This is a genomic window from Rhodanobacter terrae (genome assembly GCF_042657005.1).
GTDB lineage: Bacteria > Pseudomonadota > Gammaproteobacteria > Xanthomonadales > Rhodanobacteraceae > Rhodanobacter > Rhodanobacter terrae.
Genome location: NZ_JBHSNG010000008.1, coordinates 60921 through 87464 on the forward strand (window position 1 = coordinate 60921; position 26544 = coordinate 87464).

A 26544-nucleotide genomic window follows, 5' to 3' on the forward strand; every position below is an offset into this window, starting at 1 on the left:
GCCGGATTTCATGGCGGCTTGGTGGCGCCGATCGGGCGCGCGGATTTCACTGATGGGGCGACGCCACGGCCCGATCGTGCACGTGCCGGCCCAGCCAGTCTGCCAGCTGCATCATGACCTGGCTGCGTCCGGGCTCGGCTTCGTTGAACAGTTCGTGATAAAGCGTCGAGAAGAAGCGTGTGGTCAGCTGGCCGGTCGACGTGGCCTTCCGGGCGAAGGCACGGCTGCCGGACGGATCGACCAGCTCGTCGCTGTCGGCGACCAGCAGCAGCGTCGGCTGCGCCAGGCTGGCGGCATCGGCAATGCACCCCGCGCCTTCGCGGAAGATGAAATCGGCCAGCCGCGGCGTGACCCAGCCATGCCGCAGCGGGTCGCTGCGATAACCGGCCGCCACTTGCGGATCGTGCGAGAGCTTGTCGGAATCCAGCCCGTTGCGCAGCGGCAGACTCGGCGCGACACGGCTCAGCATCCCCGCCAGCTTGATCAGCCGGGGCGATTCCCAGCTGCGCAGGGCCGGCGACGACAGCAGCAGGGCCGGTGGCGCGATGCGGCCATCCAGCGTGGCGCGCAGCGCGACCAATCCGCCCATGCTGTGGCCCAGCAGCAGCGGCGCGTGGGGCAGCCCACCGCTGTAGTCGTTGTAGACACTGGCCAGATCTTCCAGCAGATCGTCGCGATGGCGCAGCGCCCCGCGCTGGCCCGGCGTCCGCCCGTGGCCGCGCTGGTCGTAACCGCGCACCGCATAGCCGCGCTGGTTGAACCACTGCGCCAACCATTGGTAGCGGCCGCTGTGTTCACCCAGCCCGTGCACGATCAGCACCGCGCCACGTGCCTGCGGCAGCGGCCAGTCGCGCAGGAACAGGCGCTGGCCGTCGGGCATGGCGAGCCATGCCGTATCCCGCGCGCGGTCTGCACCACTCTTCTGCTGCGCCGGTTGTCGGTGTTGTTCCACGTCTGCGCTTCCCCTCCGGTGTCCGCCACTATCTGTCCGGCAACGCCATCGACCGGACGGCTCATGCGAGGCCACGACGTGCCGGCCGCTCCTGCCCGGGCCGCCTGGCCGATGCTGGCGCTCAGTGCTCCATGACTTTCAGGTTTTTCGTCAGCCCGTCGAGCTTGCTCTTCATGTCGGCCTGGGGATGCGTTCCCTCGATGCCGTAGAACGCCGTGTACAGCACCGTGGGCGACTTGCCGCCAGCGGCAGCGGGCACGACCACGGCGTCGATCTTCATCAAGCTGTCCTCGTAGCGCGCCACGGCGTTGTAGGGATATTGGCGCTCCGACAATTTCTGCCAGCGGCTCGTCATGTCGTCGTCCAGTCCTGACGGCGGCGCGACGAAACGCTGGACGTTGACGTTGTTGTGATCGTCGGAGGCCGTGGTTTTCCAGACATCGATATCCGCCACATCCCAGACCGGTCGACCGTCGTCCAGGGAGAATCTGAAACCGAGGAACATCAGGTTGTCCGGCGTGATCGCCTGCACTTCGGGCGTGTACGAAAAAGCCACCCGCGGCGACGCATAGCTGAAGCGTCGGCCGTAGTCGAAGTCGATGTGGATGTTCCTGAGCGCGGCCGGCTGCAAGGCCGGCTCGGCCAGGAACGCCTTCCATTGCGCCAGGCTGCCTTCGTATGTGACGTAAACGAAGTTGCTCAATTCGTCCAAGTCCAGCTTCGTGTCGTGCTCGTTGGCGGCAGGCACGAACCGGCTCAGCATCACGCAGCCATCCGGGACCGGCAGCGAGTACTGCACGATCAGCGCATTCGCGTAGGGCAGCGGCCAGACCTCGACGTGCCAGGGGCGTTGCCAGCGGTCGATGTGCACGGACTGCAGGGTCGGCTTGCCGAACGAGGTCACCTTGATTTTTTCGCCGCCGACCGTGCGCTGGAACATGCCGGTTCGGGCCAGCAGATCCATGCGCAATGTCGCGTCGCCATAAAACTTCGCCGCGTCCACACCGTCCGGCCGGCGCAGATGGAGCAGGCCGTTGTGCCCTACGGCGCCGGCGTCCACGTATCCGTTGCCGTCCAGCACAAAGTGCTGTGCCTGCCTGCCCATACGTTCCCATTCCCCGTTGCTGCCGCGCACGATCAGCGTGGGGAAATTGTCGAGTGGCGTTTGCTGGTACAGCAGCCGCGCGGAGCCTTCGCCGTTGGGAAACAGGTGGGCCGACTCCTTCGCGAGCAAGGCCTTGATCTGCTGATCGCTGAAGGCGTCGAAATGTTTCTTGAACTCGCGATAGAACGCGGAAAGACCGAGCGGCAGCTTGAACTGCGCCTTGAAGGTGCCGTTCTGAAGCGTATCGAAAATATCGAGCTGATAGGCGGCACGGGAGTCCATCACGGCCTGACCGTCCGGCGCAGCCAGCACCTCGCTGATCGGCAGTGCATAGTTGAGGTTCTCGTTCGCCGATTTCATCAGCACGATGCCGATCAGCTTGCCGTCCTTGTCCAGCAGCGGGCCGCCGCTGTTGCCGGGCGAAGCGGCCGCCGAGAAACGCATCCATTTCCAGCGGCCGTCCTGCTCCTCCGGGGTGTCGGAGGTGTAGAGGCCATCGCGGATCACCACGCCGGTACCCAGCGCGTTGCCGACCGCATAGACCACCTCGTTCAACGCCGGCTTCGCGTTGACCTCGAGCGCGGTGGCCGCCGCCGGCTGCTCCGCCAGCGAAAACACCACGAAATCCTGCTGCAGCGAAAACTTCTCGATCTTGTCTATGGGATACACATGGCCGCCGGCATCCCGCAGCGCGGGCGCGCCCCACAGACTGCCGACACCGACCTGCAGCACGTGGGCCGCGGTGACGTAGCGGTTGTCGCCCAGCGCGAAGGCGGTGCCGATCGAATAGTACTTGTCGTTGCGTTCCTGATACGGCAGCAGCTCCAGCGGCAGCGGCTTCTCGTAGGTCAGCGGGTCATTGACCGGCTTGGCCGCCACCACCTCGAACGTGGCCGCCTGGATCTTCGGCAGCACCGCCGGATCGAGGCTGGCGGCATGCGCGGTGGCGCCGTACAGACCGACGAGGGCAAGCAAGGCCAGCCGGCGGAAAGCCGAGCGCATGGTGCCGGCCTTGCGCGGAATCGTTTCGAGAGCGTGCATGAGAATCCTTCGCATGAAGGCCGCCGCCGGATTCCCTCATGGGGGCCCCTGACCTGCGCCAGCCGAGCCCGAATATTGACATGTCGGAATGGCGCTTGCATCGACAGAAAGACGACTTTCGACGGCCGATTCGATGACGGATTGCACGGATCGCGGACGGTCCCCATATATGATCGGGTGAACTTTTCTCCGCCGCCGCACGGGCAGCCACCGATGCGTCTGGATCCAAGCCCGCTGGACGATTTCCATCCGGCCGTCGCCGCCTGGTTTCGCCATGCCTTCCCGGCACCCACCACGGCGCAGGCGGCCGCGTGGCCGTCGATCCACGCCGGCAACCACACCTTGGTCGCCGCACCGACCGGCTCGGGCAAGACGCTGACCGCGTTCCTCGCCGCGATCGACGCGCTGGTGCGCGAAGGCGTGGCCCACGGCGGCGTACTGGCCGATGCCACCACGGTGGTCTACGTGTCGCCGCTGAAAGCCTTGTCGAACGACATCCACATCAATCTGGAAGCGCCGCTGGAAGGCATCCGCGCCGAGCTGGAGAAGCTCGGCCTGCCCGACGTGGCGATCCGCACCGCGGTGCGCACCGGCGACACGCCGCAAGTGGAACGCAACCTGCTGCGCAAGCAGCCGCCGCACATCCTGGTGACCACGCCGGAGTCGCTGTACGTGCTGCTCGGCTCGGACTCCGGCCGCGCGATGCTGGCCGGAACGCGTACGGTGATCGTGGACGAGATCCACGCCATCGCCGGCAGCAAGCGGGGCTCGCACCTGGCGCTGTCGCTGGAGCGGCTGGAGTCGCTATGCCAGCGACGCTTGCTGCGGATCGGGCTGTCGGCAACGCAGAAGCCCATTGATATGGTCGCCGACTTTCTGGTCGGCGGTCCTGCTCCCTCTCCCCTTTGGGGAGAAGAGGCGAACGCGAGAAGCGACGTCACCATCATAAATACGGGACACACGCGTCCGCGCGACCTCGCGATCGAGGTGCCTCCGGTGCCGCTGGAAGCGGTGATGTCGAACGGCAGCTGGGAGCTGGTCTACAACCGGCTCGCGCAACTGGTGCAGGCGCATCGCACCACCCTGGTCTTCGTCAACACGCGGCGGATGGCCGAGCGCGCCGCGCGGCATCTGTCCGAACGGCTGGGCAAGGAAGCCGTGGCGGCCCACCACGGCAGCCTGGCCAAGGAGCAGCGACTGGATGCGGAGCAGCGGCTCAAGCGCGGCGAGCTGTCGGTGCTGGTGGCGACGGCGTCGCTGGAGCTTGGCATCGACATCGGTGAAGTCGACCTGGTCTGCCAGCTCGGCTCGCCGCGCTCGATCGCCGCGTTCCTGCAGCGCGCCGGCCGTTCCGGCCACAGCATCGACGGCACGCCGAAGGCGCGACTGTTCCCCGCCACGCGCGACGACCTGATCGAATGCACCGCCTTGCTCGATTGCGTGCGCCGCGGCGAACTCGACGCGCTGATCATGCCGCCGCAACCGCTGGACGTGCTGGCACAGCAGATCGTGGCCGAGGTCGCCTGCCGGGAATGGGACGAGGATGCCCTGTACGCTCTGGTGCGCGGCGCCTATCCGTACCGCGAGCTGGCGCGCGCCAGTTTCGACGCAGTGGTGCGCATGCTGGCCGAAGGATTCACCACCCGCCGCGGCGCCCGTGCGGCATACATCCACCGCGACGCAGTGAACCGCCAGCTGCGTGCGCGGCGCGGTGCCCGGCTCACCGCGCTGACCTCCGGCGGCACCATTCCCGACACCGCCGACTACAAGGTGGTGCTGGAACCGCAGGCCATCATCGTGGGCACGGTCAACGAGGATTTCGCGGTCGAGAGCATGGCCGGCGACATCTTCCAGCTCGGCAACACCAGCTACCGCATCCAGCGCGTCGAACGCGACCGGCTGCGGGTGGAAGACGCGCGTGGCGCGCCGCCCAGCATTCCGTTCTGGCTGGGCGAGGCGCCTGGGCGCAGCAATGAGCTGTCGTTCGGCGTGTCGCGCCTGCGCGATGAAATCTCCGCCCAACTCGACGCGGGCGGGATACCGTCGGCGATGGCGTGGCTGCACGACGCAATCGGCCTGGACTTGGCGGCCGCGCAGCAGCTGGTCGACTACCTGGCCCGCGCGAAGGCCGCGCTCGGCGTGCTGCCCAGCCAGCACACGCTGGTGCTGGAACGCTTCTTCGACGAATCCGGCGGCACCCAGCTGGTGATCCACACGCCGTGGGGCAGCCGCATCAACCGCGCGTGGGGGCTGGCGCTGCGCAAGCGCTTCTGCCGCCAGTTCAACTTCGAGCTGCAGGCGGCGGCGACCGAGGACGCGATCGTGCTGTCGCTTTCGACCAGCCACAGTTTCCCGCTGGAGGAGGTCGCGCATTACCTGCACTCGAACACCGCCGAACACGTGCTGATCCAGGCGCTGCTGGACGCGCCGCTATTCCCCGCGCGCTGGCGCTGGAACGCGGTGACGGCGCTGGCGCTGCCGCGTTTCACCGGCGGCAAGAAGACCCCGCCGCCGCTGCAGCGGATGAAGAGCGAGGACCTGCTCGCCGCAGTGTTCCCCGATCAGGTCGCCTGCCTGGAGAACATCGTGGGCGAGCGCGAGGTGCCCGATCATCCGCTGGTCAACCAGACCATGCACGACTGCCTGCGCGAGGCGATGGACGTGGATGGCCTGCTGCGGATCCTGCGCAAGCTCGAAGGCGGCGAGATCGCCATCGTGGCGCGCGATCTCACCGCGCCCAGCCCACTCGCCGCCGAAGTGCTGAACGCGGCGCCGTATGCGTTCCTCGACGACGCACCCCTGGAGGAACGCCGCACCCAGGCCGTGCAGACACGCCGCTGGAACGAGGCCGACAGCGCCGACGACCTGGGCCGGCTCGATCCCGACGCGATCGCCGCGGTGCGCGAAGAGGCGTGGCCGCAGGTGCGCGACGCGGACGAGATGCACGAGGCGCTGACGTTGCTGGGTTTTGTCACCGCGGCGGAAGTCGATGCCAACACTGGCTGGAACGAGCGGCTGCAGGCGCTGGCGACAGCGAAGCGCGCCACCTTGCTCGCGATCGACCCTGTAGGAGCGGCCTCGGCCGCGATGCCTTTGACCACTGCCGCGCAGAGCATCGCGGCCGAGGCCGCTCCTACAGGGAAATCCAGCGTCTGGACCTCCGCCGAAAAGCTGCCGCTGTGGCAGGCGCTGCATCCTGCAGCCTCGATGCATCCGCCGATCGCCGCACCCGTCGAATACGCCTTGCAAACATGGACACGCGAGGATGCCTTGCTGGAACTGGTGCGCCATCGCCTGGGCGGACTCGGCCCGGTCACCGTGGCGGCGCTGGCGCAGTCGATGTCGGTCGGGCGCGGCGAGATCGAAGCCGCACTGACCCGGCTGCAGTCCGAAGGCTACGTGATGCAGGGCCGTTTTACGGCCGATGCCGTCGACACGGAATGGTGCGAGCGGCATCTGCTGGCGCGCATCCATCGCTACACCATCGGCCGCCTGCGCCGCGAGATCGAGCCGGTCAGCCGGCGCGCGCTGATGCGCTTCCTGTTCGACTGGCAGCACGTGTCGGCGGCCACAAGGCTGAGCGGGCCGGATGCCCTGGTCGCCACGCTGGCGCAGCTGGAAGGCTACGAGGCGGCGGCCGGCGCCTGGGAGTCGGAAGTCCTGCCGGCGCGCATCGACGATTATTCGATCAGCTGGCTGGACGAGCTGTGCCGCGCCGGGCGGATCGGCTGGAGTCGCCTGCGCGCCGGCAGCGGTGGTGGCGGCGGACCGTTGCGCGGCACGCCGATCGTGCTTCTTCCGCGCCGCGACATGGCCGTATGGACGTCTGTTTCCGCGGGTGACGATGCGCAGGAAATCCTGCTGTCGTCGCGCGCGCAGGCCGTCGCCGATGCGCTGCGCGAACAGGGCGCCTTGTTCTTCGACGAGCTGCTGGATGCCACCCGGTTGCTGCGCACCGAACTGGAGGACGCGCTGGGCGAACTGGTCGCCGCCGGCCGGGTCAGCTCCGACAGCTTCGCCGGCCTGCGCGCCCTGCTGCTGCCCGCGGCGAAGCGCGACGGCGGCCGCCACCGGCGCCTGCGCCGGCACCAGCTCGGCGGCATCGAGGACGCAGGGCGCTGGGCGTTGGCACGGATCGCAACAAAGGGCGCTGTCGTCCCCGCAACTAAAGGTGGCAGCCCGGTAGATCCCGAGACGATCGAACACATTGCCCGCACCCTGTTGCGCCGTTACGGCGTGGTGTTCTGGAAGCTGCTTGAGCGCGAGGCGCCTTGGCTGCCGTCGTGGCGCGAACTGCTGCGCGTCTATCACCGGCTGGAGGCGCGCGGCGAGATCCGCGGCGGGCGCTTCGTCGAGGGCCTGGTCGGCGAACAGTTCGCCCTGCCCGAGGCGATCGCGCCGCTGCGTGCGGTCCGCCAGCGCGCCGACGACGGCGAACTCGTCTGCCTCAGCGGTTGCGATCCGCTGAACCTGGTCGGCACGGTGCTGGTCGGCGACAAGGTGCCGGCGCTGGCCGGCTCGCGCGTGCTGTATCGCGACGGTGCGGCGATTGCCGCGCTGATCGGCGGCAAGGTCACGCCGCTGATCGATCTGTCCGCCGCCGACGCCCAGTTGGCGAGACACGCCTTGCTGCGCTATCCACCGTCGTTGCCGGAAGCCGCGGCGGCGGCAGGCGGGGGCCGCTGAGTGCCGGCACCGCGAAGCACCAGGACATCAATTGGTGGGAGCGACTTCAGTCGCGACGTTTTTGGTCGTGTGGCGGGATTGTCGCCAGAAGCATCGCGGCTGAAGCCGCTCCTACAAGAGCGCGGGGCAGTTAGAGTTTGAGGCGGATGCGTCGGCGATCCATGGCCCGCACGATCAGCCACCACACCGCCACGAATACCACCGCGAGGGCCAGTGACGGGACGTAGGGGCCGAACCGCGGCATCATCCAGCTGGCAGACAGGTGTCGATAAAGCCAGCCCTGCCCCAGTCCCGGCAGCAGGATCTGCATCAGTTCGGAACCGGCATACGCGGCGATCGCATTGACGCCGAAGCGCCGTCCCCATGCCGGCCAGCCGCGCCGGTCGATCGGCAGATGGAACGCCAGCAGCGCCAGCGCGGCCCAGCCTGCCGTCCACAACACGAACGACGACGTCCACAGATTCTTGTTGAACGGCAGCCACAGCGACCGCGACCCACTGGGTGCGCGGCCTGGCGTAGAGCGCGAACAGCGCAACGCCCCCGTAGCACACGCCGATCCGGTGCAGCACGCCGGGAAAGCGCAGGTGCGCGCCGGGCATCCACCACCACGCAAGCACGTTGATCAGCACGCCGAGGCCGGCGATGCGCAGGGCACGTATCGATGCGGCACGCGTCAGCGCCGCGCGATCGGCGCCATGTTCCAGCCGCGGCAGGATCGCCAGCACCACCGACACGCCGACCGCGAACGGAAAGAACGGAAACACCAGGTCGGTCGGCGTGCAGCCGTTCCACGTCGCGTGCTCGAGCGGCCAGTAGACGTGACTCCAGTCGCCCGGGTCGTTGACCGGCGGCATCGGCGCCACGGTGCAGCCACGCAGCGCATCGCGCGAGGCGAGCCGGCGCGTCGGGGGTTCACGGCGCCACTCCTTCCGGCAGCAGCGCGACGCGGTCCAGCGCGTATAGCGGACCGTCGATGGGCGCGGTGTAGAGCAGGCACAACGCATGTTGCCCATGCTGCGCCGGCAACGCCGCATGGAGTTCGAATTTTCGGGCACTGTGCGCCGGATCGGGCAACGGCATGCTCGCCAGCACCGGCCCGCCGCATCGATCCAGATGCACCACCAGCTCGCCGAACGGCGTGGTGTGCGGATGCGACACCACCAGCTTCGCCTCATGCGCCAGCGCGTAGTTCCGTTCTAGCCGCACGGCATCGACATGGATCGTCGCCAGGCCGTCCATCGGCGTGGCCGGATACAGCTGGCAGCTGTTGAACAGGTTGGTGCTGTACACCGGCGCCAGCGAGGTGGCGTCGGGCAATGGCTGCACGCGCAGGCGGAAATCGCTGCCCGGACAGTTCGGCATCTGGTGGCCGCTGACGCTCAGCAGATCCGCTCGCGAGAGCGCGCGCTGGCGGGGCGCGGCAAGCGTGCTGCCGTCGGCGGCCAGGGTCACCGCGCGCACCGTGGCGGGCAACTTCACCGTCAGCGGTGCCTGGTACTGCGGCGAGTCGCGCCCCGGCACGCTGCCGTCCAGCGTGTAGTGGAGGGCGCCGCTGCCGGCCTGGTTGGACAATGTGACCTGCGCGGTGCCGCTTACCAGCGCCGCATTGCGGTCCAGCGCGATATCCACCGCGAACGCGCTGTCGGCGTAGGCGATGCCTTGGGCGCGATAGCGCGCGAACTGCGCCGGCAGCCGGCGGGTGAAACTGTTCCAGTCGCGCGACGCCGCCGGCGACCAGTCCACCTCGCTCAGCGCTGCGAGGCGGGGGAACACCGCGTGCTCGACGTGCTGCATCGTCGGCATGTGCTCGGTCCATGCATTCGCCTGCGCGCCCAGCACGTGTCGCGCCTGCGCCGCGTCGAGCTCCTTCGGCACCGGCTCGAACGCGTAGACGCTGGCGAGGTCGCGCACCGGCATGCGTCCGGCGGTTTCGTCGATGCGGTCGCTCTGCAGCTGGTCGAAATACAGGTCCGGCGCGGGCGACAGCACCACGTCGTGCCCTTGCTGCGCCGCCTTGATCGCGCCTTTCGTTCCGCGCCACGACATCACCGTGGCATCGGCCGGCACGCCGCCGTCGAGGATCTCGTCCCAGCCGACCAGCCGGCGCCCGTGGGCGTCGAGGTAGCGGCCGACGCGGTCGATCAGCCAGCCTTGCAGCGCATCTTCGTCCTTCAGGCCCAGCGCATGCATCTTCGCCTGCACTGCCGGCGAGGCCTGCCACTGGTCCTTGACCGCTTCGTCGCCGCCCACATGGATGTACTTCGAGGGGAACAGCGCCATCACCTCGTCCAGCACATGGGTGATGAATCGGAAGGTGGCGTCGTCGACGTTGTAGAGGTACGGATTGACGCCCCAGTCCACCGACACCGGCGGACGCCGGCCGGTGACGCCGAACTGCGGATACGCCGCCACCACCGCCTGCGCATGGCCCGGCATGTCGATCTCCGGCACCACCGTGATGTAGCGCGCGGCGGCGTAGGCGACGACGCGGCGGATGTCGTCCTGCGTATAGAAACCGCCGTAACGCTGCGGCTCGCCGTCGTGTCCGGCATCGGGCGGCGTGCGCCACGCGCCGATGCGGGTGAGTTCGGGATAGCGCTTGATCCGGATGCGCCAGCCCTGGTCGTCGGTGAGATGCCAATGGAACATGTTGAGCTTGTGCTCGGCCATCTGATTCAGCAATTGCTCGATCTCGGCCACGCTCTGGAAGTGCCGCGCGGAATCGAGCATCAGCCCGCGCCAGGCGAAACGCGGCTGGTCGCGGATATGCAGAGCCGGCAGCTGCAGCGCGCCGTGTTGCGCGTCCGGGGTGAGCAATTGCCACAAGGTCACCGCGCCGTAGAACAGCCCGGCATCGTCGCGCGCGGTGATGCGGATGCCGTCGGGCGTGACATCCAGCGCATAGCCTTCGCGGCGCTCTACCGGCGCACGCGGATCGCGCTGCAAAACGATGGCGCCCGACGTGGCGCCACCTTGCCGCACCGAAAGATGCAGGCCGCGGGTGTGGGTCAATCGATCGGCCAGCCAGTGCGCCGTGCGGCGAGTGGCGCGGTCTGGCCCGGCGACCACGATCGGCGTGCGGGCGTCGAGCCGGAACTCGCCGCTGGCGAGGCTGATCTGGCTCGGCAACGGAATCAACGACGGCACAGTGGCGGCAGGCGCCGCGTGCAGCGGCGACAGCACCAGCAGGCAGAACAGCAGGAACGAGCATCGGCGGATCATCGGTTTTCTCCGTCGCCAGCGCCGGATCATGCCATGCACGGCGGTTGCCCAACGCCAAAAAAACGGGCCCGCAAACGTGTGTTCGGGCCCGGAAGGGGGAAAATTGTGCGCGCCGTCCCTGGCGCGCGGAGATGCGGCTTCGGATCAGAACTTGAAGTTCACGCTGAGGTAGTACTGGCGACCGTTCGTGTAGAACGCTTCCGGGGCCTTGCTGAAGCCCAGGCCGGCCTGCGAACCCTTGATGTAGTAGCGCAGCGTCGGGTTGTTGAGGTTCATCGCGTCGAACGAGAAGCTCACGTGGTCGTTGAGCGTGTAGCCTGCCGAGAACGACAGGTAGCCCGTGCCCGCCTGCCAGTACGGCAGCAGCGGCATGCCCGCACCCGAGTTGCTCATCATGCCGTCGTAGAACGCGGAGCGGTAGGTGTAGTTGATACGCGCGTTCCAGCGACTGTCTTCGTAGAAGGCGGACAGGTTGGCCGTGCTCTTGGAGGTGCCGAACAATGGGCGGCTGCCTGCCGCCACGTTGTTTGCCAACGTGCCATCGGCATTGTAGAGGTACGTGCCGCCCGACGAGTGGCCGTTGCTGTAGGTGTAGTTGACCTGCGTGCCGAAGTGGTCGCCGATCGGCTGGACGTAGTTCAACTCCACGCCCTTGAGGGTGCCGTTGACGTTGACCGGCACGCTGACCAGATAATTGCTGTAGACCGGCGTGTGCGACGGATTGCTCACGCCGTAGGTCAGGTAGTTGTTGAGATAGGTGCGGGTGACCGCGCCGTAGTCGTAGTAATCGTGCATGTCCATCTCGTACACGCTGGCCGACAGCAGGCCGCGCTTCGAGAAATACCACTCCAGCGATGCATCGAAGTTGGTCGAGATGAGCGGCTTCAGGTAGGGATTGGGGCCACTGCCGGAACCCAGGGCGCCGGCTGTCTGCGGGTCGGTCAGGCTCACGAAACCGGCCAGCTGGCCATAATCCTGCCGGGTCAGCGTCTGCGAGGCCGCGAAACGGGCCAGCAGGCTGCCATCCTCGTTCAGATTGAACTTCAGGTTGAAGCTCGGCAGCAGCTTGCCGTAGTGGGCCTTGTAATGGTTCATGTACCAGCCGGCGGGATAGAACGCCGAATTGAGGTACGGCCCGCTGTAACTGGATTCCAGGATGGAAGGACTGGTATAGCCGACGTTCTCGTTGGTGGATACGTAGCGAACGCCGACATTGCCGCTCCAGTTGGAACCGGTGAAGTTGGCCTGCATGTAGGCCGCGGTGTTCTTCTCCGTCATGGAGTAGATGCCGTTCGGATAGAGGCGCGAGCTGGTGTCGCCAGTCACCTTCCGATTGGCATAAGCGTCATTCAGTGCCTTCAGCTGCGCGGGCGTCCAGTACCAGATATTGGATGGCATCTGGCCCACGCCAAGATCACTGGCGAAGCTGCCGGGGTAGTTGCCGCCACTGGCCGGGTAGATGGTGGAACCGGTACCGAACTGTACGGCCGACGCCCAGTTGGGACCCTGGGCGACATCCGTCGGGCTGTCGTGCGTATGCTTGTCGTATCGCGCGCCGAACTGCAGCGAGGAGAGCGGGCCGTCGCCGTCGAAGTCGAATTCGCCGTCGGCCTGGAACCAGTGCGCCTTGTCGATCACGTGGACGTCCTGCTCGCCGAAGATCCAGTCGAGACCGGCAGTCGCCGGATCGAACGCGTTGTTGGTTCCGCCCAGCGTCCAGTTGGCCGGCTTGCCGAGACCATTCAGCGAGTAACCGCCGGCTTGGCCGAAGCCCGTGTCCATCTCCATCACGTCCTGGGTCGGGGTATTGCCCGTGCCCCGGGTAACGCCGCCCTGGAACTTGAAGTCGAGGTTGCTGGTGGCCCGCCAGTCGGCGTCCAGCGTGAGGTACGAACTGGATTCGCTCTCGCCCGGACGCGAGATCATGTCGTAGATGCCCTGCGACACGCCGGGCTGCGCCGCTATCCCTGCGCTGGTGAGCACATTGCCGCTGATCGTATAGCTGGTCAGCGTGTCGCCCGGCAGGCGATCCCGGGTGCGCAACATGTAGTTGCGGTTGTAGTCGGTGGCATCCATCTTGGAGTAGAAGCCATCGAGGTTCAGCGTCAGGTTGTCGAGCGGCTTCCACTCCACGTCGATCGAGCCGCCCTTGCGCTTGCGCTCCTGTGTGAACAGCGCGGCGCCCGGCAGGTTGGGATAGAACACGCCGGTGCTGCCATTGCCCTTGTCGGTCAGGCCCAGTTGCTGGGCCACCGCCGAACCCGCCGGGATATACGAGTAGCCGAGCATTTCCTGGCCGTCGCGCTGCAGGCTGCGCTCTTCATAGAAGCCCTGCAGCATGACGCCGAACGTATTGTCATCGTTCTTCCAGTTGACCAGCCCATTGAACTGCGGCTTGGTGGTCCCCGGAAGATCGGCGTACGCGCCACCCACGCTGGCCTCGGCGGAAAACGGCTTGCCGAATTCCAGCGGCTTGCGGGTGATGATGTCGATGGAACCGGCCGCACCGCCTTCGAGCAAGCTGGCCTCGGAAGTCTTGTGCACCACTACCTGGCTGACGATTTCCGACGGCAGCATGGAATAGCTCACGCTACGGGTGCCGCCTCCGCCAACCACGAACCAGTCGCCCGAGGCGAGGGCATGGCCGTTGACCGTGGTCAGGGCGAGCGACGGCGCGCTGCCGCGGATGCTGGCGCGATCGGCCTCGTCAAAACCGCCTTCGGCGCCGGCGGCATCGGCGATGTTCACGCCGGGCAGCTGGCCGATGGTGTCGGCCACGTTCTTGGCCGGCAGTTTGCCGATGTCCACGGCGGATACCACCTCGACGTGCGAGTCGGCAGCCTGCTTGGTATCGAGCGAGAGCTGTTCGCTGTTGCGGATGCCGGTGACGATCACGGTGTTCAGAGTCGTGGCGTTGGTCTTGGCCTTGGTCTTGGCCTTGGGTTGGTCCTGTTTGGCCTGGTCGCTGCCGGTCGCGGCCTGACTGTTGTCCTGCGCAAACACCGCACCGGATATGCACAGACCGGTGATGATGCTGGCGGCTAGTAGTGTCTTGCGATAATTCATGATGTCCTCCCCTCAGAGGCTGGCTTGAATCAGAGCCGTCGTGGCGACGGCCATGGACTTGTGTTGCGGCTGGCTTGGCGCCGTGTCACTGGATGGTGCTCAACTCACTCTCCCTGCCGCTCATCCAGGAACCAGCCTGCGGCGCCAATGACACCAAGCTGGCCGTGCTCGAGCAGTCGTACCGGAACCTGTTGCAGATAGGCGCGCATCACGCCCTTGTTGAAGTAGCGTTCGGCGAAACTGCTGGCCAGCAGCAACGGCTGGATCTGCGGCAGGATGCCGCCGGCCAGGTAGACCCCGCCGCGGGCGCCGTACAGCAGCACCAGATCGCCGACGAAGCTGCCGAGCAGGCCGCAGAACACTTCCAGCGTTTCCACCGCGGCGGCATCCCCGCCGGCCAACGCGGCACCGGTGATCTCGGCCGGCGTCAGCAGCCGTGCAGCGCCACCGCGCAATTCGCACAGCGCGCGATAGAGCTTGAGCAGGCCTGGACCGGACAGCGCGTCCTCGAACGACACATGCGGGCGATCGCGGCGGAACACGCGCAGGATCTCGATCTCGCGCTCATTGCCCGGCGCCAGCGAAATCTGTCCGGCCTCGGTGGCCAGCACCTGCGCACGCGGCTGTCGCGGCAGCAGCACCGCCGAGCCCAGTCCGGTACCCGGCCCCATCACCAGCACCGGGCCGCCGACGGCGGACGGGGAGGCTTCGATGATCGACCGCGTTTCGCCGGGCTCGATGAACTGGGTGGCGTAGGCGACCGCCTCGAAATCGTTGATCACCGCCAGCCGGCTGATGCCGAGGCCGTCGCGGATCTCCCGGATCGACACCGGCCACGGCAGATTCTCGTTGACGATGGCGTCGTCCAGCACGTAGCCGGCGCAGGCCACCGCGCACTGGCGAATCTGGCCCTGCGCCGCCGCGTGCGGCGTGCGGGCCAGCTGCTCGACGAAATCCCGCAGCATCGCGGTGAGGCCGGTCCAGTCGGCGCAGCTGTAACGGTGGTAGTGCAGCACGCTGACCGGATGCTTCCCCGCCGTATTGCGGACGACCAGGCCGATGCGCGCATGCGTACCACCGACGTCGGCGGCCAGGAACGGCTCGCCGGACCCCGATGCAGCAGCCAACGCTGCCGACGGTTCCGCTGCATGACGCTGGTTGGCGACTTCCCCCACTCCACCCTCCCCGTGGCCGGCAACCTCCGGTTCGATGCGTCGATGATTCGCCGCCGACCGGGCCTTGGCCTGATTCGGACGGAGTCTGCTGTCGAAATGACAACGTTGTCAACCGGGTCAGCGACAAATTCGGGAACTTTCGATACTGCATTGCAGCAATACCGCCGCAGTAGTCCGCAAGATCATTCATGGAAGCATCGTGGATGGCTTTACACGGCGGCTTTCAGAAAAATCTTGCGGCTCCGTGGCGCCCCGCGGCAGTGCCGCACAGGCACGCCGATATAGCCGTCTGGATGGCCCGATCGGGGCTGCGGACGGTCGTTCTTGGCGCGGTATTAATTGACAACGTTGCACTTTCCGGCGATTAAGGAGACATTCCTGTCTGTCCCGGTCATTCGGCCGGTGCTGTACGGTCGGACTCCGGGGAGAAACAAGACCATGGCAACCACGATGACGGCGGCGCCGTCCGAACGCACCAACCTTGGCCCGATGCTGATCATCGGCCTGCTGTTTTTCATCTTCGGCTTCGTCACCTGGCTCAACGGGCCGCTGATCACCTTCGTCAAGCTGGCCTTCAATCTCGACGATGTGAATGCGTTCCTGGTGCCGATGGCGTTCTACCTGTCGTACTTCTTCCTGGCGCTGCCGGCGTCGTCGGTATTGCGCCGCACGGGCATGAAGAAAGGCATGGCGCTGGGACTGTTCGTGATGGCGATCGGCGCGGTGCTGTTCGGCCAGTTCACCACCATGCGGATGTATCCGGGCGCGCTGACCGGACTGTTCGTGATCGGCGCCGGTCTCTCGCTGCTGCAGACCGCCTCCAATCCGTACATCAGCATTCTCGGCCCGATCGACAGCGCGGCACAGCGCATCGCGTTCATGGGCATCTGCAACAAGCTGGCCGGCGCGATCGCGCCGTTCGCCTTCGGCGCACTGGTACTGAGCGGCATCAGCACCTTCGGCCAGCAGGTCGAGTCGGCGCCTACGCCGCAGGCGCGCGAGGCCTTGCTCAACGCCTTCGCCGGCAAGGTGCATCTTCCGTACATGGTGATGGCGGGGCTGCTGGTACTGCTTGCCATCTGGATCGCCCGCTCGTCGCTGCCGGAGATCAAGCCGGCCGGCGCCAACAGCGAACAGGCGATCGGCCACAAGCTCGGCAGCATCTTTAGCTTCCCGCACCTGTGGCTGGGCGTGCTGTGCCTGTTCCTGTATGTGGGCGTGGAGGTCATGGCCGGCGACGCGATCGGCACTTATGGCGCCAGCTTTCACCTGCCGCTCGATGAGACGCGCTTCTTCACCTCGTTCACGCTGGGCGCGATGCTGCTCGGCTACGTTGCCGGCCTGCTGCTGATTCCGCGCTTCATCTCGCAACAGCGTTATCTGGCGGTCTCGGCGGTGCTCGGAGTGCTGTTCACGCTGGGTGCGTTCGCCACCAGCGGATACAGCTCGGTGCTGTTCGTCGCTGCGCTCGGCTTTGCCAATGCGATGATGTGGCCGGCGATCTTTCCGCTGGCGATCAATGGCCTCGGCCGCCACACCGAAGCAGGTTCGGCGCTGCTGATCATGGGCATCGCCGGCGGCGCGGTGGTACCGCAGCTGTTCGTGCACCTGAAACAGCACATCGACTTCCAGCTCGCGTTCATGCTGCTGATGGTGCCGTGCTACCTGTACATCCTGTACTACGGACTGGCCGGCCACCGGGTCGGCCAGAAGGCCGGTGGATGAGTCCGCTTCGCGGCGGGCGTGGCCATAAGCTAGGATGCGTGCGATGCGGCGCATTCCTGCGCGACGTGGTCGGCGCCACGACCCTACATCACGATAGGCGTCTTACATCACGATGCACGAGGTTCAGCGGGTGCGTAGCGCCACTATCAAGGATGTAGCCGAACGGGCCGGCGTTTCGCTGAAGACCGTTTCGCGCGTGATCAACAACGAGCCTTCGGTGCACGCCCGCACGCGCGAGAAGGTGCAGCGCGAGATCGACGCGCTCGGCTACCAGCCCGATCCTTCCGCGCGCAGCCTGCGCAGCACCCGCGCGTATGCGCTGGGGCTGGTCTACGACAACCCGAACGCGCACTACATCATCAACCTGCAGCGCGGCGTGCTGTCGGTGTGCCGCAGCAGCGGCTTCGGCCTGCAGATCCATCCCTGCGACTCGTCATCGCCGAAACTGGCCGACGAGTTGCGCGACCTGGTGCGCCGCTCGCGCCTGGCCGGGCTGGTGCTGGCGCCGCCGATGTCCGAGCAGCCGGCGCTGATCCGGGCGCTGAGCGAGGCGAAGATCCCGTTCATACGCATCATCTCGGCGCGCAAGGATCCGCAGGACGGCTCTCCCTGCGTGTATGTGGACGACCGCGACGCCGCCTACGCGATCACCGAGCACCTGATCCAGCTCGGCCATCAGCGCATCGGCTTCCTGTGGGGCGGCACCGATCACCGCTCCAGCGTGGAACGCTACCAGGGTTACGAAGACGCGCTGAAGGATTACGGCATCGCCCTGGATCGCAAGCTGATCATCCCGGGCGACTACACTTTCGACGACGGCTTCCGCGGTGCGCGCAAGCTGCTGGCGTTGAAGGACCGGCCCAGCGCGATCTTCGGCTCGAACGACGAGATCGCCGCCGGCGTGCTGGCGGCGGCACATTCCGACGGCATCAACGTGCCGTACGAATTGTCGATCGCGGGCTTCGAGGACAGCCCGTTCTCCAAGCAGTCGTGGCCGGCCCTGACCACGGCGCGCCAGGCCACCGAAGAGATTGCGCGGCATGCCGCGCAGCGATTGATCGGCGACCTGCAGCGCGAAGCCCATGGCGAGGCGATCAGCAGCACCAACGAGGGCTTCAGTCCGGAGCTGGTGGTGCGGGGCTCGACTGCGCCGCGGCATACCGCGCCGCCCAGGCGTTGAGCGCCCGGGCGGCGTACGGCCGCCTCAGTGCCTGACGTTGTCGGTCTGCCCGATGAAGCGGGCGACGTTGTCGTGCAGCTGCTTCAATGACGCCTCGTGCGCGTACACCATGTGGCCGGACGGGTACCACGAGTAGCTGATATTGCTCTCGAGGCTGGCCGGGATCGGCAGGTGATGCATTTCGTAGTCGGCGGCGAAGAACGGCGTGGCCAGATCGTAGTAACCGCCGTTCAAGTACACCTTGAGGTTGGGATTGGTCTTCATCGCCATGGCCAGATCCGGCATCACGTTGGTCGAGGATTGCAGCGCCTCGCCGTGCACGCCCGGCGCCTTGTGCGAGAAGTCCCAGTGCTTGATGTCGGCAAACTCCCGGTATTGCTGGCCGTCGCCGAATTTCAGGTCGCGTCGCACGTAGTCGTTGAACGCGGCGATATAAGCCGAGCTGATCGCCGAGGACTGCGGATCGTAGTCGGAATCCTTGCTCATCGGATCGATCGACGGACCGGAGAAGCGGCTGTCCAGCCGGCCGGTGGTGATGTCCTCGCCGGTCTGCAGCTCGTGCTCGAACATGCCGCCGCTGACGCGCAGATTCGCCTTCAGCAGATAGTCCACCGGCAGGCCGGTGTACTGGTGCAGTTTCTCCGCCACCGCCTGCTTCTGCGCGTCGGCGAGTCGCGAACCGGCCATCAGTGCCTGCGCGTAATCGCCCTGCGCGTACTGCTCCACCTCCTTGAGGAACGGTTCCAGCGCCGCCGGCTGCTGCGGCAGCTTGTGGTGGTAGAACGCGGTGGCGGCGAACGTCGGCAACGCCAGTTCATACGGCAGGTCGATGCCCGGATTGAACTCGGGACCGTCGATGCTGGTGTCGAAACTGAGGATCTGGGAGAGCAGGATCACGCCGTTCAGATCCACGCTGTCCTCGTTCTCCAGGATGTTCGACAACACGGCCGAGCGGGTGGTGCCGTAGCTTTCGCCGAACAGGTATTTCGGCGAATTCCAGCGACCGTACTTGGACAGGAACTGGGTGATGAACTGCGCGAACGCATGGCCGTCGCCGTCGACGCCGTAGATCGCCTTGCGCCTATCCTTCATCTGTTCGTCGCGCTTGGACTTGTCGGCATCGTCCGCGATCAAGCGGCTGAAACCGGCACCGGGCGCATCGATGAACACCACGTCGGAGGCATCGAGCAGGCTGTAGTCGTTGTTGACCAGGCCGTACGGGGCGGCCGGCGTATGCGTGTCGTCAGAGGTCACCACTCGCTTCGGCCCGAACGCGCCCATGTGCAGCCATACCGTGGCCGAACCGGGACCGCCGTTGTAGATGAAGGTTATCGGCCGTTGGGTCGCCTCGGCGCCCTTCTTGAAATAGGCGACGTAGAACATGCTGACTTCCGGCTCGTTCTCCTTGTCGCCGCTGCCGTGCAGCACCAGTGTGCCGGCCACGGCCTTGTAATCGATGCGATGGCCTTCGACCGATACGGAACCCTCGCTGTTCGACGTCTGCGGATGCAGCAGGGCGGCATCGGGTTTCGCCTCGGGCTTGGCCTTGTCGTCCTTCTTGTCGGGGCCGGCGACGGCCATGGTGCTGAACAGCAGCGCGGCGAGCGCCGCGGCGAGGGGAAGTTTGCGCATGGACGGGACATCCTCAGCTGGCAGAGGCGAAGGCCGCCTCGGGGAACCGGCAGCATAGGCATCGATACGACGGGCTTTCATCTCCCAGAAGTCACTGCCGGTGACCGGTTCAGGCGCGGGCAATCAAGCCGATCGCCGCCAGCGCCAGCAGCACGCCGCCGAGGTTGATGCGGCTCAGCCGCTCGCGAAACAGCAGCAGGCCGACCAGCGCACCCAGCGCCACCACGCCAATATTCATGCTGGCGAACACCAGCGCCGGATGCTGCGGCAGCGCCTGGTGGCCGCGCAGGTAGAACAGGATATTGCCGAAGTTGGCCAGCCCCAGCGCGACACCCGCCAGCGCACTGCGCGCGGTGAATCGGCTGCGGCCACGCAGGCGACGCCACAGCTGCAGCGCCAGCGCGACCAGCAGTGCCAGCGCAAACATCGCCTGCAGCGACGCACCCAGCGGCACGCCGGCCTGCGCCACGCGCTTGAACAGGATGTCGATCGCACCGAAGCCGCCGAACACCAGCAGCGGATACAGCCAGCCGGCGGGGCCGCCTTCCGCCATGCCGTCCCTGCCGCGCCACACCATGCACAGCAGAGCGAGCAGACCCAGTCCGATGCCCAGCGCCTTGAACGCAGTGAGCTGTTCGCCGAACAGCGCGAACGCCGCCAGCAGCGAGAGCAACAGCGACAGCCGTTGCGCCGCATCGCTGCGCACGATGCCGGCATGCCGCACCGATGCGGCCAGCGCCAGGAAGATCGTCGGCAGCAACACGCCCAACCCGATCAGCGCCAGCCACGGCACACCCGGCTCGCGCAGCGTCGTCAGCGAGGGCTGCAGCAGCATGGCGGTGAGCGCGCCGGCGACCAGGTAATTCCAGGCGATGGCCTGGCCGATGTCGATGCCATAGCGCCGCGCCAGCTTCAGCAGCACCGACACCAGCACGCTGCACACGACACTGAGCAGTACGTAGATCATCCATCACCCCGCAAATGGCAAACCGCCATTGTGCCGCAGTGTGACCCACGCACCGCGCCCGCGCCGAGGCGTCACGGCCCGCTCAGAAGGAATCCAGCGGGATCTTCAGATAGCGCACGCCGTTATCCTCGGCCGGCGGCAGCTGGCCGGCGCGCATGTTCACCTGCACCGCGGGCAGGATCAGCGCCGGCATGGCCAGGGTGGCATCGCGTGCGTCGCGCATGCGCACGAAGTCGTCCTCACCGATGCCATCGCGGACGTGGATATTGCCGTTGCGCTCGGCCGCCACGGTGGTCTCGTGGGCAAACGCGTCGCGGCCGCCGACCTTGTAGTCGTGGCAGAGGAAGATCCGCGTGTTGCCGGGCAGCGCGAAGATGTGCTGGATCGAGCGGTACAACGTGCGTGCGTCGCCGCCGGGAAAATCGCAGCGCGCGGTGCCGTAGTCGGGCATGAACAAGGTATCGCCGACGAAGGCCGCATCACCGACCAGATGGGTCACGCACGCAGGCGTGTGACCGGGCGTATGCATCGCCACGGCTTCGATGTCGCCGATCATGTAGCGTTCGCCGTTCTTGAACAGATGGTCGAACTGGCTGCCGTCGCAGCGGAATCCGGGGCCGGCGTTGAACAGTCGGCCGAACGTGTCCTGTACGTCGCGGACGTGTTCGCCGATGCCCAGCCGGCCGCCGACTTGCGCCTGCACGTACGGCGCCGCCGACAGATGGTCGGCATGCACATGGGTGTCGATCACCCAGTCCACCCCCAGCTTTTGCGCCCGCACGAACGCGACCAGCGCGTCGGCAGATGTGTGCGCTGTGCGACCGGAGGCGGCGTCATAGTCGAGCACGCTGTCGAACACGGCCGCCCTGCCCGTGGCCGTGTCCCATGCCACGTAGCTGAAGGTATGACTGACTTCGTCGAAGAACGCCTGCACGCCGGCGCGCTTCATCGCCGGATTCCTCCGGCACGCGGGTGCTGGTGCCAGCCCGGCCGATAACCGTTCGGCGCGCCGCCGGACAAGGCGTCGAGGCAGGAGTGCATGGTCTCGCTTCCTGTGAATACGGACGTGGGGATTATCGCCTCTGCGCGATCGGCAGTTGCATCATGCGGGTCCGATGGCCTGGTCGCCGGCAAGGCGTCGGGCGACGCCTGGTCCAGTCCCTCATGCCGACCTTTCAGGCCGACGATGGACGCAGTGCGAAGTAGCGACCCGGCGATTGGCCGAAGCTGCGCCGAAACATCGCCACGAAGGCGCTCACGCTGGCGTAGCCGAGCGCGTCGGCGACGGTGGCGACCGGCTCGCCTTCGGCCAGCTGTTCCAGCGCGCAGCTGAGGCGAGCCTGCTGACGCCATTGCGCGAAGCTCAGCGCGGTCTCGGCGCGGAACAATCGGCTCAGGCTGCGTGCGGACAGCCCGGCACAGGTGGCCCAGTCCTCCAGGCTGCGGTTGTCGTGCGGCTGTTCGAGCACGGCCTGGGCGATACGCAGCAGGCGTCGGTCCAGCGGCATCGGCAGATGCAGCGGTTCGTGCGGCGCGCGGCGCATCTCGTCCAGCAGCACCGCCATTACCCGGTCCTGCTCCGCGTCCAGCCGCTCGTGCCAGGTCCACGAGCTGGCCCGGCGCACCAGCGCGCGCATCAAGTCGCTGACGCCGATCACGCAAGGATGCCCGGGCAGGCCGTGGTCGAGATCCGGCGCGATGAATACACCCCAGCCGCTCATCACTCCGCTGATGCTGACCGTGTGCAGCTCACCTGGGGGCATCCAGCCGGCACGGTGCGGCGGCAACATCCACGAACCGTGTTCGGTGTGTACATGGACCAGGCCGCTCTCGACGCAGAAGAACTGTCCACGCAGATGACGATGCCAGTCGTAGGTGTGGGTTTCCTCGCCGTATTCGCTGGCGGCTTCGCGCTCGATCCGATAGGCGATCAGCGCCGGGCCACCGGCTTGCTCGATCAGTTCATGGACCTGCGGCCTGGAAGGCGTCATGGCCAGTTCTCGACATAAGTTGACCAAATAACGTTATCAGCTTGCCTGTCGCCGGCCTATGCTTCCGGGTGCCGGACCGCCGTCTGGCACCAGCGCCGCGGCCTGCGCCACATCGCGAACACCCGCTTGCAGTCACGCCACGCGCCGCTCGCGCGTCTTTGCTGCAGATGCCCCCACATCAGCTGCGTTGCAAACCGAGGATGACCCCCATGTCACCGATCGAGCTGCTTTCCAAGCCCAAACCGACGACGTCCCCGCTGGAAACCTTTGTTGCCTGTGCCCACCAAATGCTGGATCCGGCCACGCCCGAGCAGGTGCGCCGCGCCGTGGAGCCCCGGCTGCTGGCCCAATTGCCGTCGTTGCGAGCCCTGGGCGTGTTCGAGCTGTTCGAGCTGCGCGACCCGGGCCTGCGCGCGTGGCTGACCGACGAACTGGACGGGCTGGCGATCGCGTCGCCGCCGCCATGCCCCGACCTTTTGCCTGAACAAACATAGACAAACACATATTTGCCTTGACAAATATATTTCGGGCAATAGAATGCCCGGCATGAATCAAAACGACCCCACCCCGACCTCCATCACCCATGAGCCTCATGCGCCGAGCCTGGGCATGCTGATCACCATGGTGCGCTCCGAGATAGTGCGTGCGATCGAGGCCGAACTTGCCGGCCAGGGACTGGATCTCAGCTTCACCCAGTACCTGATCCTCAAGAAATCGCAGCAGCTCGGTCCGGTGTCGGCCACGGAACTGGCCCGTGCGGTGGAGCTGGATGGCGGTGCGATGACACGCCAGCTGGACCAGCTGGAGCGCAAGGGTTACCTGCGTCGTTCGCCGCATGAACAGGACCGCCGCGCGTTGCGCATCGAACTGACCGAAGCGGGCCACACGGTCTGGCAGAACACCGCATCCGTGTGCAGCCTGCGCGTGATGAAAGCGGCGCAGCGCTCGCTGGATCCGGCCGAGCAGGCGCAGCTGCACGACTACCTGGAGCGCATGCTGCAAGCGCTTCGCGACAAGAACTGACCTTACTTCCGGACCACAACCCATGCGTCTGCACTTCCTTGCGGCAGCTATTGCATCGACCCTCGCGCTGGCCGGCTGCGTCAGCAGCGGCGGCCTGCACCCGGACGGCACGCCGACCGATCCCGCCTCCCTGAAAGCCGACCGCAGCCTGGCCGGCTTCCATCTTTCGCCTGCCGCATGGCCTGCCGCGGACTGGTGGACCGGGCTGGGCGATACGCAACTGGACACGCTGATCGCCGAGGCGCTACAGGACAACCCGGGCCTCGCCGCGGCCGATGCCCGCGCCCGCGCGGCCCAGGCCGAAGCAGGTGTCGCCGATGCCGCCCGCGGTCCCAGCGTGAACGGGGGCGCCGCGGTCGCTGGCGCCCATCCGCCGGCCGCGTTGCTCGGCAACAAGGCGCATTTCGAGATGGCCAAGTACGGCTACGCCAGCTTCAAGTGGGACCTCGACCTGTGGGGCGGCAAGCGTGCCGCGTGGGAAGCTGCGGTGGGCCAGGCGCGCGCGACCGAGATCGATGCCCGCGCCGCGCGCATCGAACTTTCCGGCAACGTGGCCCGCGCCTACGCCCAGCTCGGCTACGCGTTCACCCAGCAGGATCTGGCAGCGGGCGAATTGCAGCGCGCGAGCCAGTCGCGCGAGCTGACCCGCCAGCGGGTCGCCAGCGGCATCGACAACCAGATCCAGCTGAAGGAAAGCGACGCCGAAGTGGCGACCGCCGAGCAGGACGCGGCGCTGGCCAAACGCGCGGTCGACGCGGCGCGCTCGTCGCTGGCGGTGCTGCTGGGCAAAGGCCCGGACCGCGGGCTGGATATCGCCCGGCCACAACTGCTGAAACCGGCCGAGCTGGCGGTGCCGGCCAACCTGCCGGTCGATCTGCTCGGCCATCGTGCCGACCTGGTCGCCGCACGCTGGCGCGTCGAGGCTTCGGCCAGGGACATCAAGGCGGCGAAAACCGAATTCCTGCCGAACATCAGCATCGGTGCGATGGCCGGCGTGATCAGCATGGGCGGGGGCAATCCGCTCACGCTGCCGTCCCGCTTCTACCAGTTCGGGCCGTCGCTCAGCCTGCCGATCTTCGACGGCGGCAAGTTGCGCGCGAACCTGTCCGGCAAGGATGCGCAATACGACCTCGCCGTGGCGCAGTACAACCAGACCCTGGTCAGCGCGCTGAACCAGGTCGCCGACGAGTTGTCCGCCCTGCAATCGGTGCGGGACCAGCTCGCTGCGCAGCAGCGCGCGCAGGATGCGGCGCAGCAGGCGTGGGAGCTGGCGCTGCAACGCTACAAGGCCGGCATCGGCAGCTATCTCGAAGCACTCGTCGTGCGCCAGCAATTGCTCACCGCGAACCGCGGCATCGCCGCGCTGCAGGCGCAGCAGGTCGACCTTTCCGTTCAATTGATTCAGGCCCTAGGCGGCGGCTTCCAGCCGCAGGCCGGGGTACCAGCCATGCCTTCCCCGTCTTCCCACTCTTCGCGTTCCTGAGGCAGCCCCATGTCCAGCCAGACTCCTACCGCGGCCGAAAATACGGCCGGCGCATCACCGAACACCGCGGCACCCAAGAAAAACCCGCGCGGCATGATGCTGCGCGTACTCGCCATCGTGGTGTTGCTCGCCGTCGTCGGCTGGGCGCTGTGGTATTTCCTCGACGGCCGCTGGTACGAAGGTACCGACGATGCCTACGTCAACGGCAATGTGGTGCAGATCACGCCGCAGGTGCCCGGCACCGTGGTCAGCATCGGTGCCGACGACGGCGACCTTGTGCACGCCGGCGACGTGCTGGTGCAGCTCGACCCCAGCGACGCCGACGTGGCGCTGGCCGAGGCGAAGGCGAATCTAGCCAACACCGTGCGCAAGGTGCGCGGCCTGTATTCCAACGTCAACGGCGCGCAGGCCGATGTGGCCGCGCGCAAGATCGCGGTGGAAAAGGCCCGTGCCGACTACAACCGCCGCGTCGCGCTGGCCAGGTCCGGCGCGATCTCGGCCGAGGAGCTGGCGCATGCCAGCGACGCGCTGACCAGCGCCGAGAGCGGCCTGATCGTCTCCCAGCAGACGTACGAGACCAGCAAGGTGCTGGTCGACGATACCGTGGTGGCTTCGCATCCGGACGTGCAGGTTGCCGCGGCGCGTCTGCGTGCCGCGTTCCTCGACGATGCGCGCGCCACCCTGGTCGCGCCCGTGGACGGCTATGTGGCCAAGCGTTCGGTGCAGGTTGGCCAGCGCGTGCAGCCGGGTGCTCCCCTGATGGCGGTCGTGCCGCTGCACGGCGTGTGGGTGGATGCGAACTTCAAGGAAACCCAGCTCACCGGGATGCGGCTGGGCCAGCCGGTGGAGATCGAGTCCGACGTCTACGGCGGCAAGGTGAAATACAAGGGCAAGGTGGAGAGTCTCGGCGTCGGCACCGGCAGCGCGTTCTCGTTGCTGCCGGCGCAGAACGCCACCGGCAACTGGATCAAGATCGTGCAGCGCATCCCCGTGCGCATCGTGTTCGACGACCCGACCCAGTTGGACAAGCATCCGCTGCGCCTGGGCATGTCGCTGACCGTCGACGTCAGTCTGCATGACCAGGGCGGCCCGATGCTGGCGCAACAGTCGCCGACCCAGCCGGTCTTCAGCACCGACGTATACAAGCGGCAGCTGGCCAAGGCCGACGCGGCGATCACCCGGATCGTCCACGCCAACATGGCCGGCGGCAAATGATCCCCTTGTAGGAGCCCGCTGGCGGGCGATGCCCCAGCTTTGATCTTTCCTACCCAACCATCAAAGCAACAGCATCGCCCG

Annotated in this window: 16 protein-coding genes and 1 pseudogene; 7 read left to right on the top strand and 10 right to left on the bottom strand. The window is 66.8% G+C overall.

Going from position 1 to position 26544, the window contains the following annotated elements; all coding sequences use genetic code 11:
- Positions 1 to 46 precede the first annotated feature (46 nt).
- Positions 47 to 880, bottom strand: coding sequence for an alpha/beta hydrolase (locus ACFPPB_RS09630; RefSeq protein ID WP_377326620.1), 834 nt, complete (start codon positions 878 to 880; stop codon positions 47 to 49).
- Positions 881 to 1073: 193 nt separating this feature from the next.
- A complete protein-coding gene (locus ACFPPB_RS09635; protein ID WP_377326548.1) occupies positions 1074 to 3098 on the bottom strand; it encodes a S1 family peptidase in 2025 nt (674 codons plus the stop codon).
- 213 nt (positions 3099 to 3311) lie between these two features.
- On the opposite strand from ACFPPB_RS09635, the gene ACFPPB_RS09640 reads away from it, so the two are divergent.
- Entirely contained in the window at positions 3312 to 7784 is a 4473-nt protein-coding gene (locus ACFPPB_RS09640; RefSeq protein ID WP_377326549.1) for a DEAD/DEAH box helicase, read from the top strand.
- A gap of 130 nt (positions 7785 to 7914) precedes the next feature.
- Here ACFPPB_RS09640 and ACFPPB_RS09645 read toward each other — a convergent pair.
- From ACFPPB_RS09645 to glk, 4 genes and pseudogenes are all read right to left on the bottom strand, one after another.
- Positions 7915 to 8638: pseudogene (locus tag ACFPPB_RS09645) on the bottom strand (heparan-alpha-glucosaminide N-acetyltransferase domain-containing protein).
- 58 nt (positions 8639 to 8696) lie between these two features.
- Positions 8697 to 11006 (bottom strand): beta-N-acetylhexosaminidase, encoded by a 2310-nt coding sequence (locus tag ACFPPB_RS09650; RefSeq protein WP_377326550.1) that lies wholly within the window; start codon positions 11004 to 11006, stop codon positions 8697 to 8699.
- A 144-nt stretch (positions 11007 to 11150) separates the two neighbouring features.
- Positions 11151 to 14072: a TonB-dependent receptor gene (locus ACFPPB_RS09655; protein ID WP_377326551.1), complete on the bottom strand. Its 2922-nt coding sequence runs from the start codon at positions 14070 to 14072 to the stop codon at positions 11151 to 11153.
- 104 nt (positions 14073 to 14176) lie between these two features.
- Positions 14177 to 15247 (bottom strand): glucokinase, encoded by a 1071-nt coding sequence (gene glk, locus ACFPPB_RS09660; RefSeq protein WP_377326552.1) that lies wholly within the window; start codon positions 15245 to 15247, stop codon positions 14177 to 14179.
- A gap of 438 nt (positions 15248 to 15685) precedes the next feature.
- Here glk and ACFPPB_RS09665 point away from each other — a divergent pair, with 438 nt between their 5' ends.
- Both ACFPPB_RS09665 and ACFPPB_RS09670 read left to right on the top strand, forming a co-directional pair.
- The gene (locus ACFPPB_RS09665) at positions 15686 to 16972 is read left to right on the top strand and encodes a sugar MFS transporter (RefSeq protein ID WP_377326553.1); all 1287 of its coding nucleotides are present in this window, start codon (positions 15686 to 15688) and stop codon (positions 16970 to 16972) included.
- 130 nt (positions 16973 to 17102) lie between these two features.
- On the top strand, positions 17103 to 18152 hold the full coding sequence (locus ACFPPB_RS09670) for a LacI family DNA-binding transcriptional regulator (RefSeq protein ID WP_377326554.1): 1050 nt from the start codon (positions 17103 to 17105) through the stop codon (positions 18150 to 18152).
- A gap of 24 nt (positions 18153 to 18176) precedes the next feature.
- Here ACFPPB_RS09670 and ACFPPB_RS09675 read toward each other — a convergent pair whose 3' ends face one another.
- From ACFPPB_RS09675 to ACFPPB_RS09690, 4 genes are all read right to left on the bottom strand, one after another.
- On the bottom strand, positions 18177 to 19784 hold the full coding sequence (locus tag ACFPPB_RS09675) for a S10 family peptidase (protein WP_377326555.1): 1608 nt from the start codon (positions 19782 to 19784) through the stop codon (positions 18177 to 18179).
- A 109-nt stretch (positions 19785 to 19893) separates the two neighbouring features.
- A complete protein-coding gene (locus ACFPPB_RS09680; protein WP_377326556.1) occupies positions 19894 to 20751 on the bottom strand; it encodes an EamA family transporter in 858 nt (285 codons plus the stop codon).
- A gap of 82 nt (positions 20752 to 20833) precedes the next feature.
- Positions 20834 to 21700 carry an MBL fold metallo-hydrolase gene (locus ACFPPB_RS09685; RefSeq protein ID WP_377326557.1) on the bottom strand — a complete coding sequence of 289 codons (867 nt, stop codon included), beginning with the start codon at positions 21698 to 21700 and terminating at the stop codon, positions 20834 to 20836.
- Positions 21701 to 21926: 226 nt separating this feature from the next.
- Positions 21927 to 22742, bottom strand: a complete 816-nt coding sequence (locus tag ACFPPB_RS09690) for an AraC family transcriptional regulator (RefSeq protein ID WP_377326558.1) — start codon at positions 22740 to 22742, stop codon at positions 21927 to 21929.
- 209 nt (positions 22743 to 22951) lie between these two features.
- On the opposite strand from ACFPPB_RS09690, the gene ACFPPB_RS09695 reads away from it, so the two are divergent.
- Genes ACFPPB_RS09695 through ACFPPB_RS09710 form a run of 4 tightly spaced genes read left to right on the top strand, consistent with a single transcriptional unit; the run spans position 22952 to position 26463 of the window.
- Entirely contained in the window at positions 22952 to 23236 is a 285-nt protein-coding gene (locus tag ACFPPB_RS09695; RefSeq protein ID WP_377326559.1) for a hypothetical protein, read from the top strand.
- Between the two features lie 52 nt (positions 23237 to 23288).
- Positions 23289 to 23765: a MarR family winged helix-turn-helix transcriptional regulator gene (locus ACFPPB_RS09700; RefSeq protein ID WP_377326560.1), complete on the top strand. Its 477-nt coding sequence runs from the start codon at positions 23289 to 23291 to the stop codon at positions 23763 to 23765.
- Positions 23766 to 23787: 22 nt separating this feature from the next.
- On the top strand, positions 23788 to 25248 hold the full coding sequence (locus ACFPPB_RS09705) for an efflux transporter outer membrane subunit (RefSeq protein WP_377326561.1): 1461 nt from the start codon (positions 23788 to 23790) through the stop codon (positions 25246 to 25248).
- Between the two features lie 9 nt (positions 25249 to 25257).
- A complete protein-coding gene (locus ACFPPB_RS09710) occupies positions 25258 to 26463 on the top strand; it encodes an efflux RND transporter periplasmic adaptor subunit (RefSeq protein WP_377326562.1) in 1206 nt (401 codons plus the stop codon).
- Positions 26464 to 26544: the final 81 nt, after the last annotated feature.

Excerpts from the sequence above, each read along its gene's own strand:
- ACFPPB_RS09630 (WP_377326620.1), bottom strand. The coding sequence starts at position 880 with ATGCCCGACGGCCAGCGCCTGTTCCTGCGCGACTGGCCGCTGCCGCAG.
- ACFPPB_RS09685 (WP_377326557.1), bottom strand. The coding sequence starts at position 21,700 with ATGAAGCGCGCCGGCGTGCAGGCGTTCTTCGACGAAGTCAGTCATACC.
- ACFPPB_RS09635 (WP_377326548.1), bottom strand. The coding sequence starts at position 3,098 with ATGCACGCTCTCGAAACGATTCCGCGCAAGGCCGGCACCATGCGCTCG.
- ACFPPB_RS09650 (WP_377326550.1), bottom strand. The coding sequence starts at position 11,006 with ATGATCCGCCGATGCTCGTTCCTGCTGTTCTGCCTGCTGGTGCTGTCG.
- ACFPPB_RS09710 (WP_377326562.1), top strand. The coding sequence starts at position 25,258 with ATGTCCAGCCAGACTCCTACCGCGGCCGAAAATACGGCCGGCGCATCA.
- ACFPPB_RS09680 (WP_377326556.1), bottom strand. The coding sequence starts at position 20,751 with ATGATCTACGTACTGCTCAGTGTCGTGTGCAGCGTGCTGGTGTCGGTG.
- ACFPPB_RS09700 (WP_377326560.1), top strand. The coding sequence starts at position 23,289 with ATGAATCAAAACGACCCCACCCCGACCTCCATCACCCATGAGCCTCAT.
- ACFPPB_RS09690 (WP_377326558.1), bottom strand. The coding sequence starts at position 22,742 with ATGACGCCTTCCAGGCCGCAGGTCCATGAACTGATCGAGCAAGCCGGT.
- ACFPPB_RS09655 (WP_377326551.1), bottom strand. The coding sequence starts at position 14,072 with ATGAATTATCGCAAGACACTACTAGCCGCCAGCATCATCACCGGTCTG.
- ACFPPB_RS09675 (WP_377326555.1), bottom strand. The coding sequence starts at position 19,784 with ATGCGCAAACTTCCCCTCGCCGCGGCGCTCGCCGCGCTGCTGTTCAGC.
- ACFPPB_RS09665 (WP_377326553.1), top strand. The coding sequence starts at position 15,686 with ATGGCAACCACGATGACGGCGGCGCCGTCCGAACGCACCAACCTTGGC.
- ACFPPB_RS09640 (WP_377326549.1), top strand. The coding sequence starts at position 3,312 with ATGCGTCTGGATCCAAGCCCGCTGGACGATTTCCATCCGGCCGTCGCC.
- ACFPPB_RS09695 (WP_377326559.1), top strand. The coding sequence starts at position 22,952 with ATGTCACCGATCGAGCTGCTTTCCAAGCCCAAACCGACGACGTCCCCG.
- ACFPPB_RS09705 (WP_377326561.1), top strand. The coding sequence starts at position 23,788 with ATGCGTCTGCACTTCCTTGCGGCAGCTATTGCATCGACCCTCGCGCTG.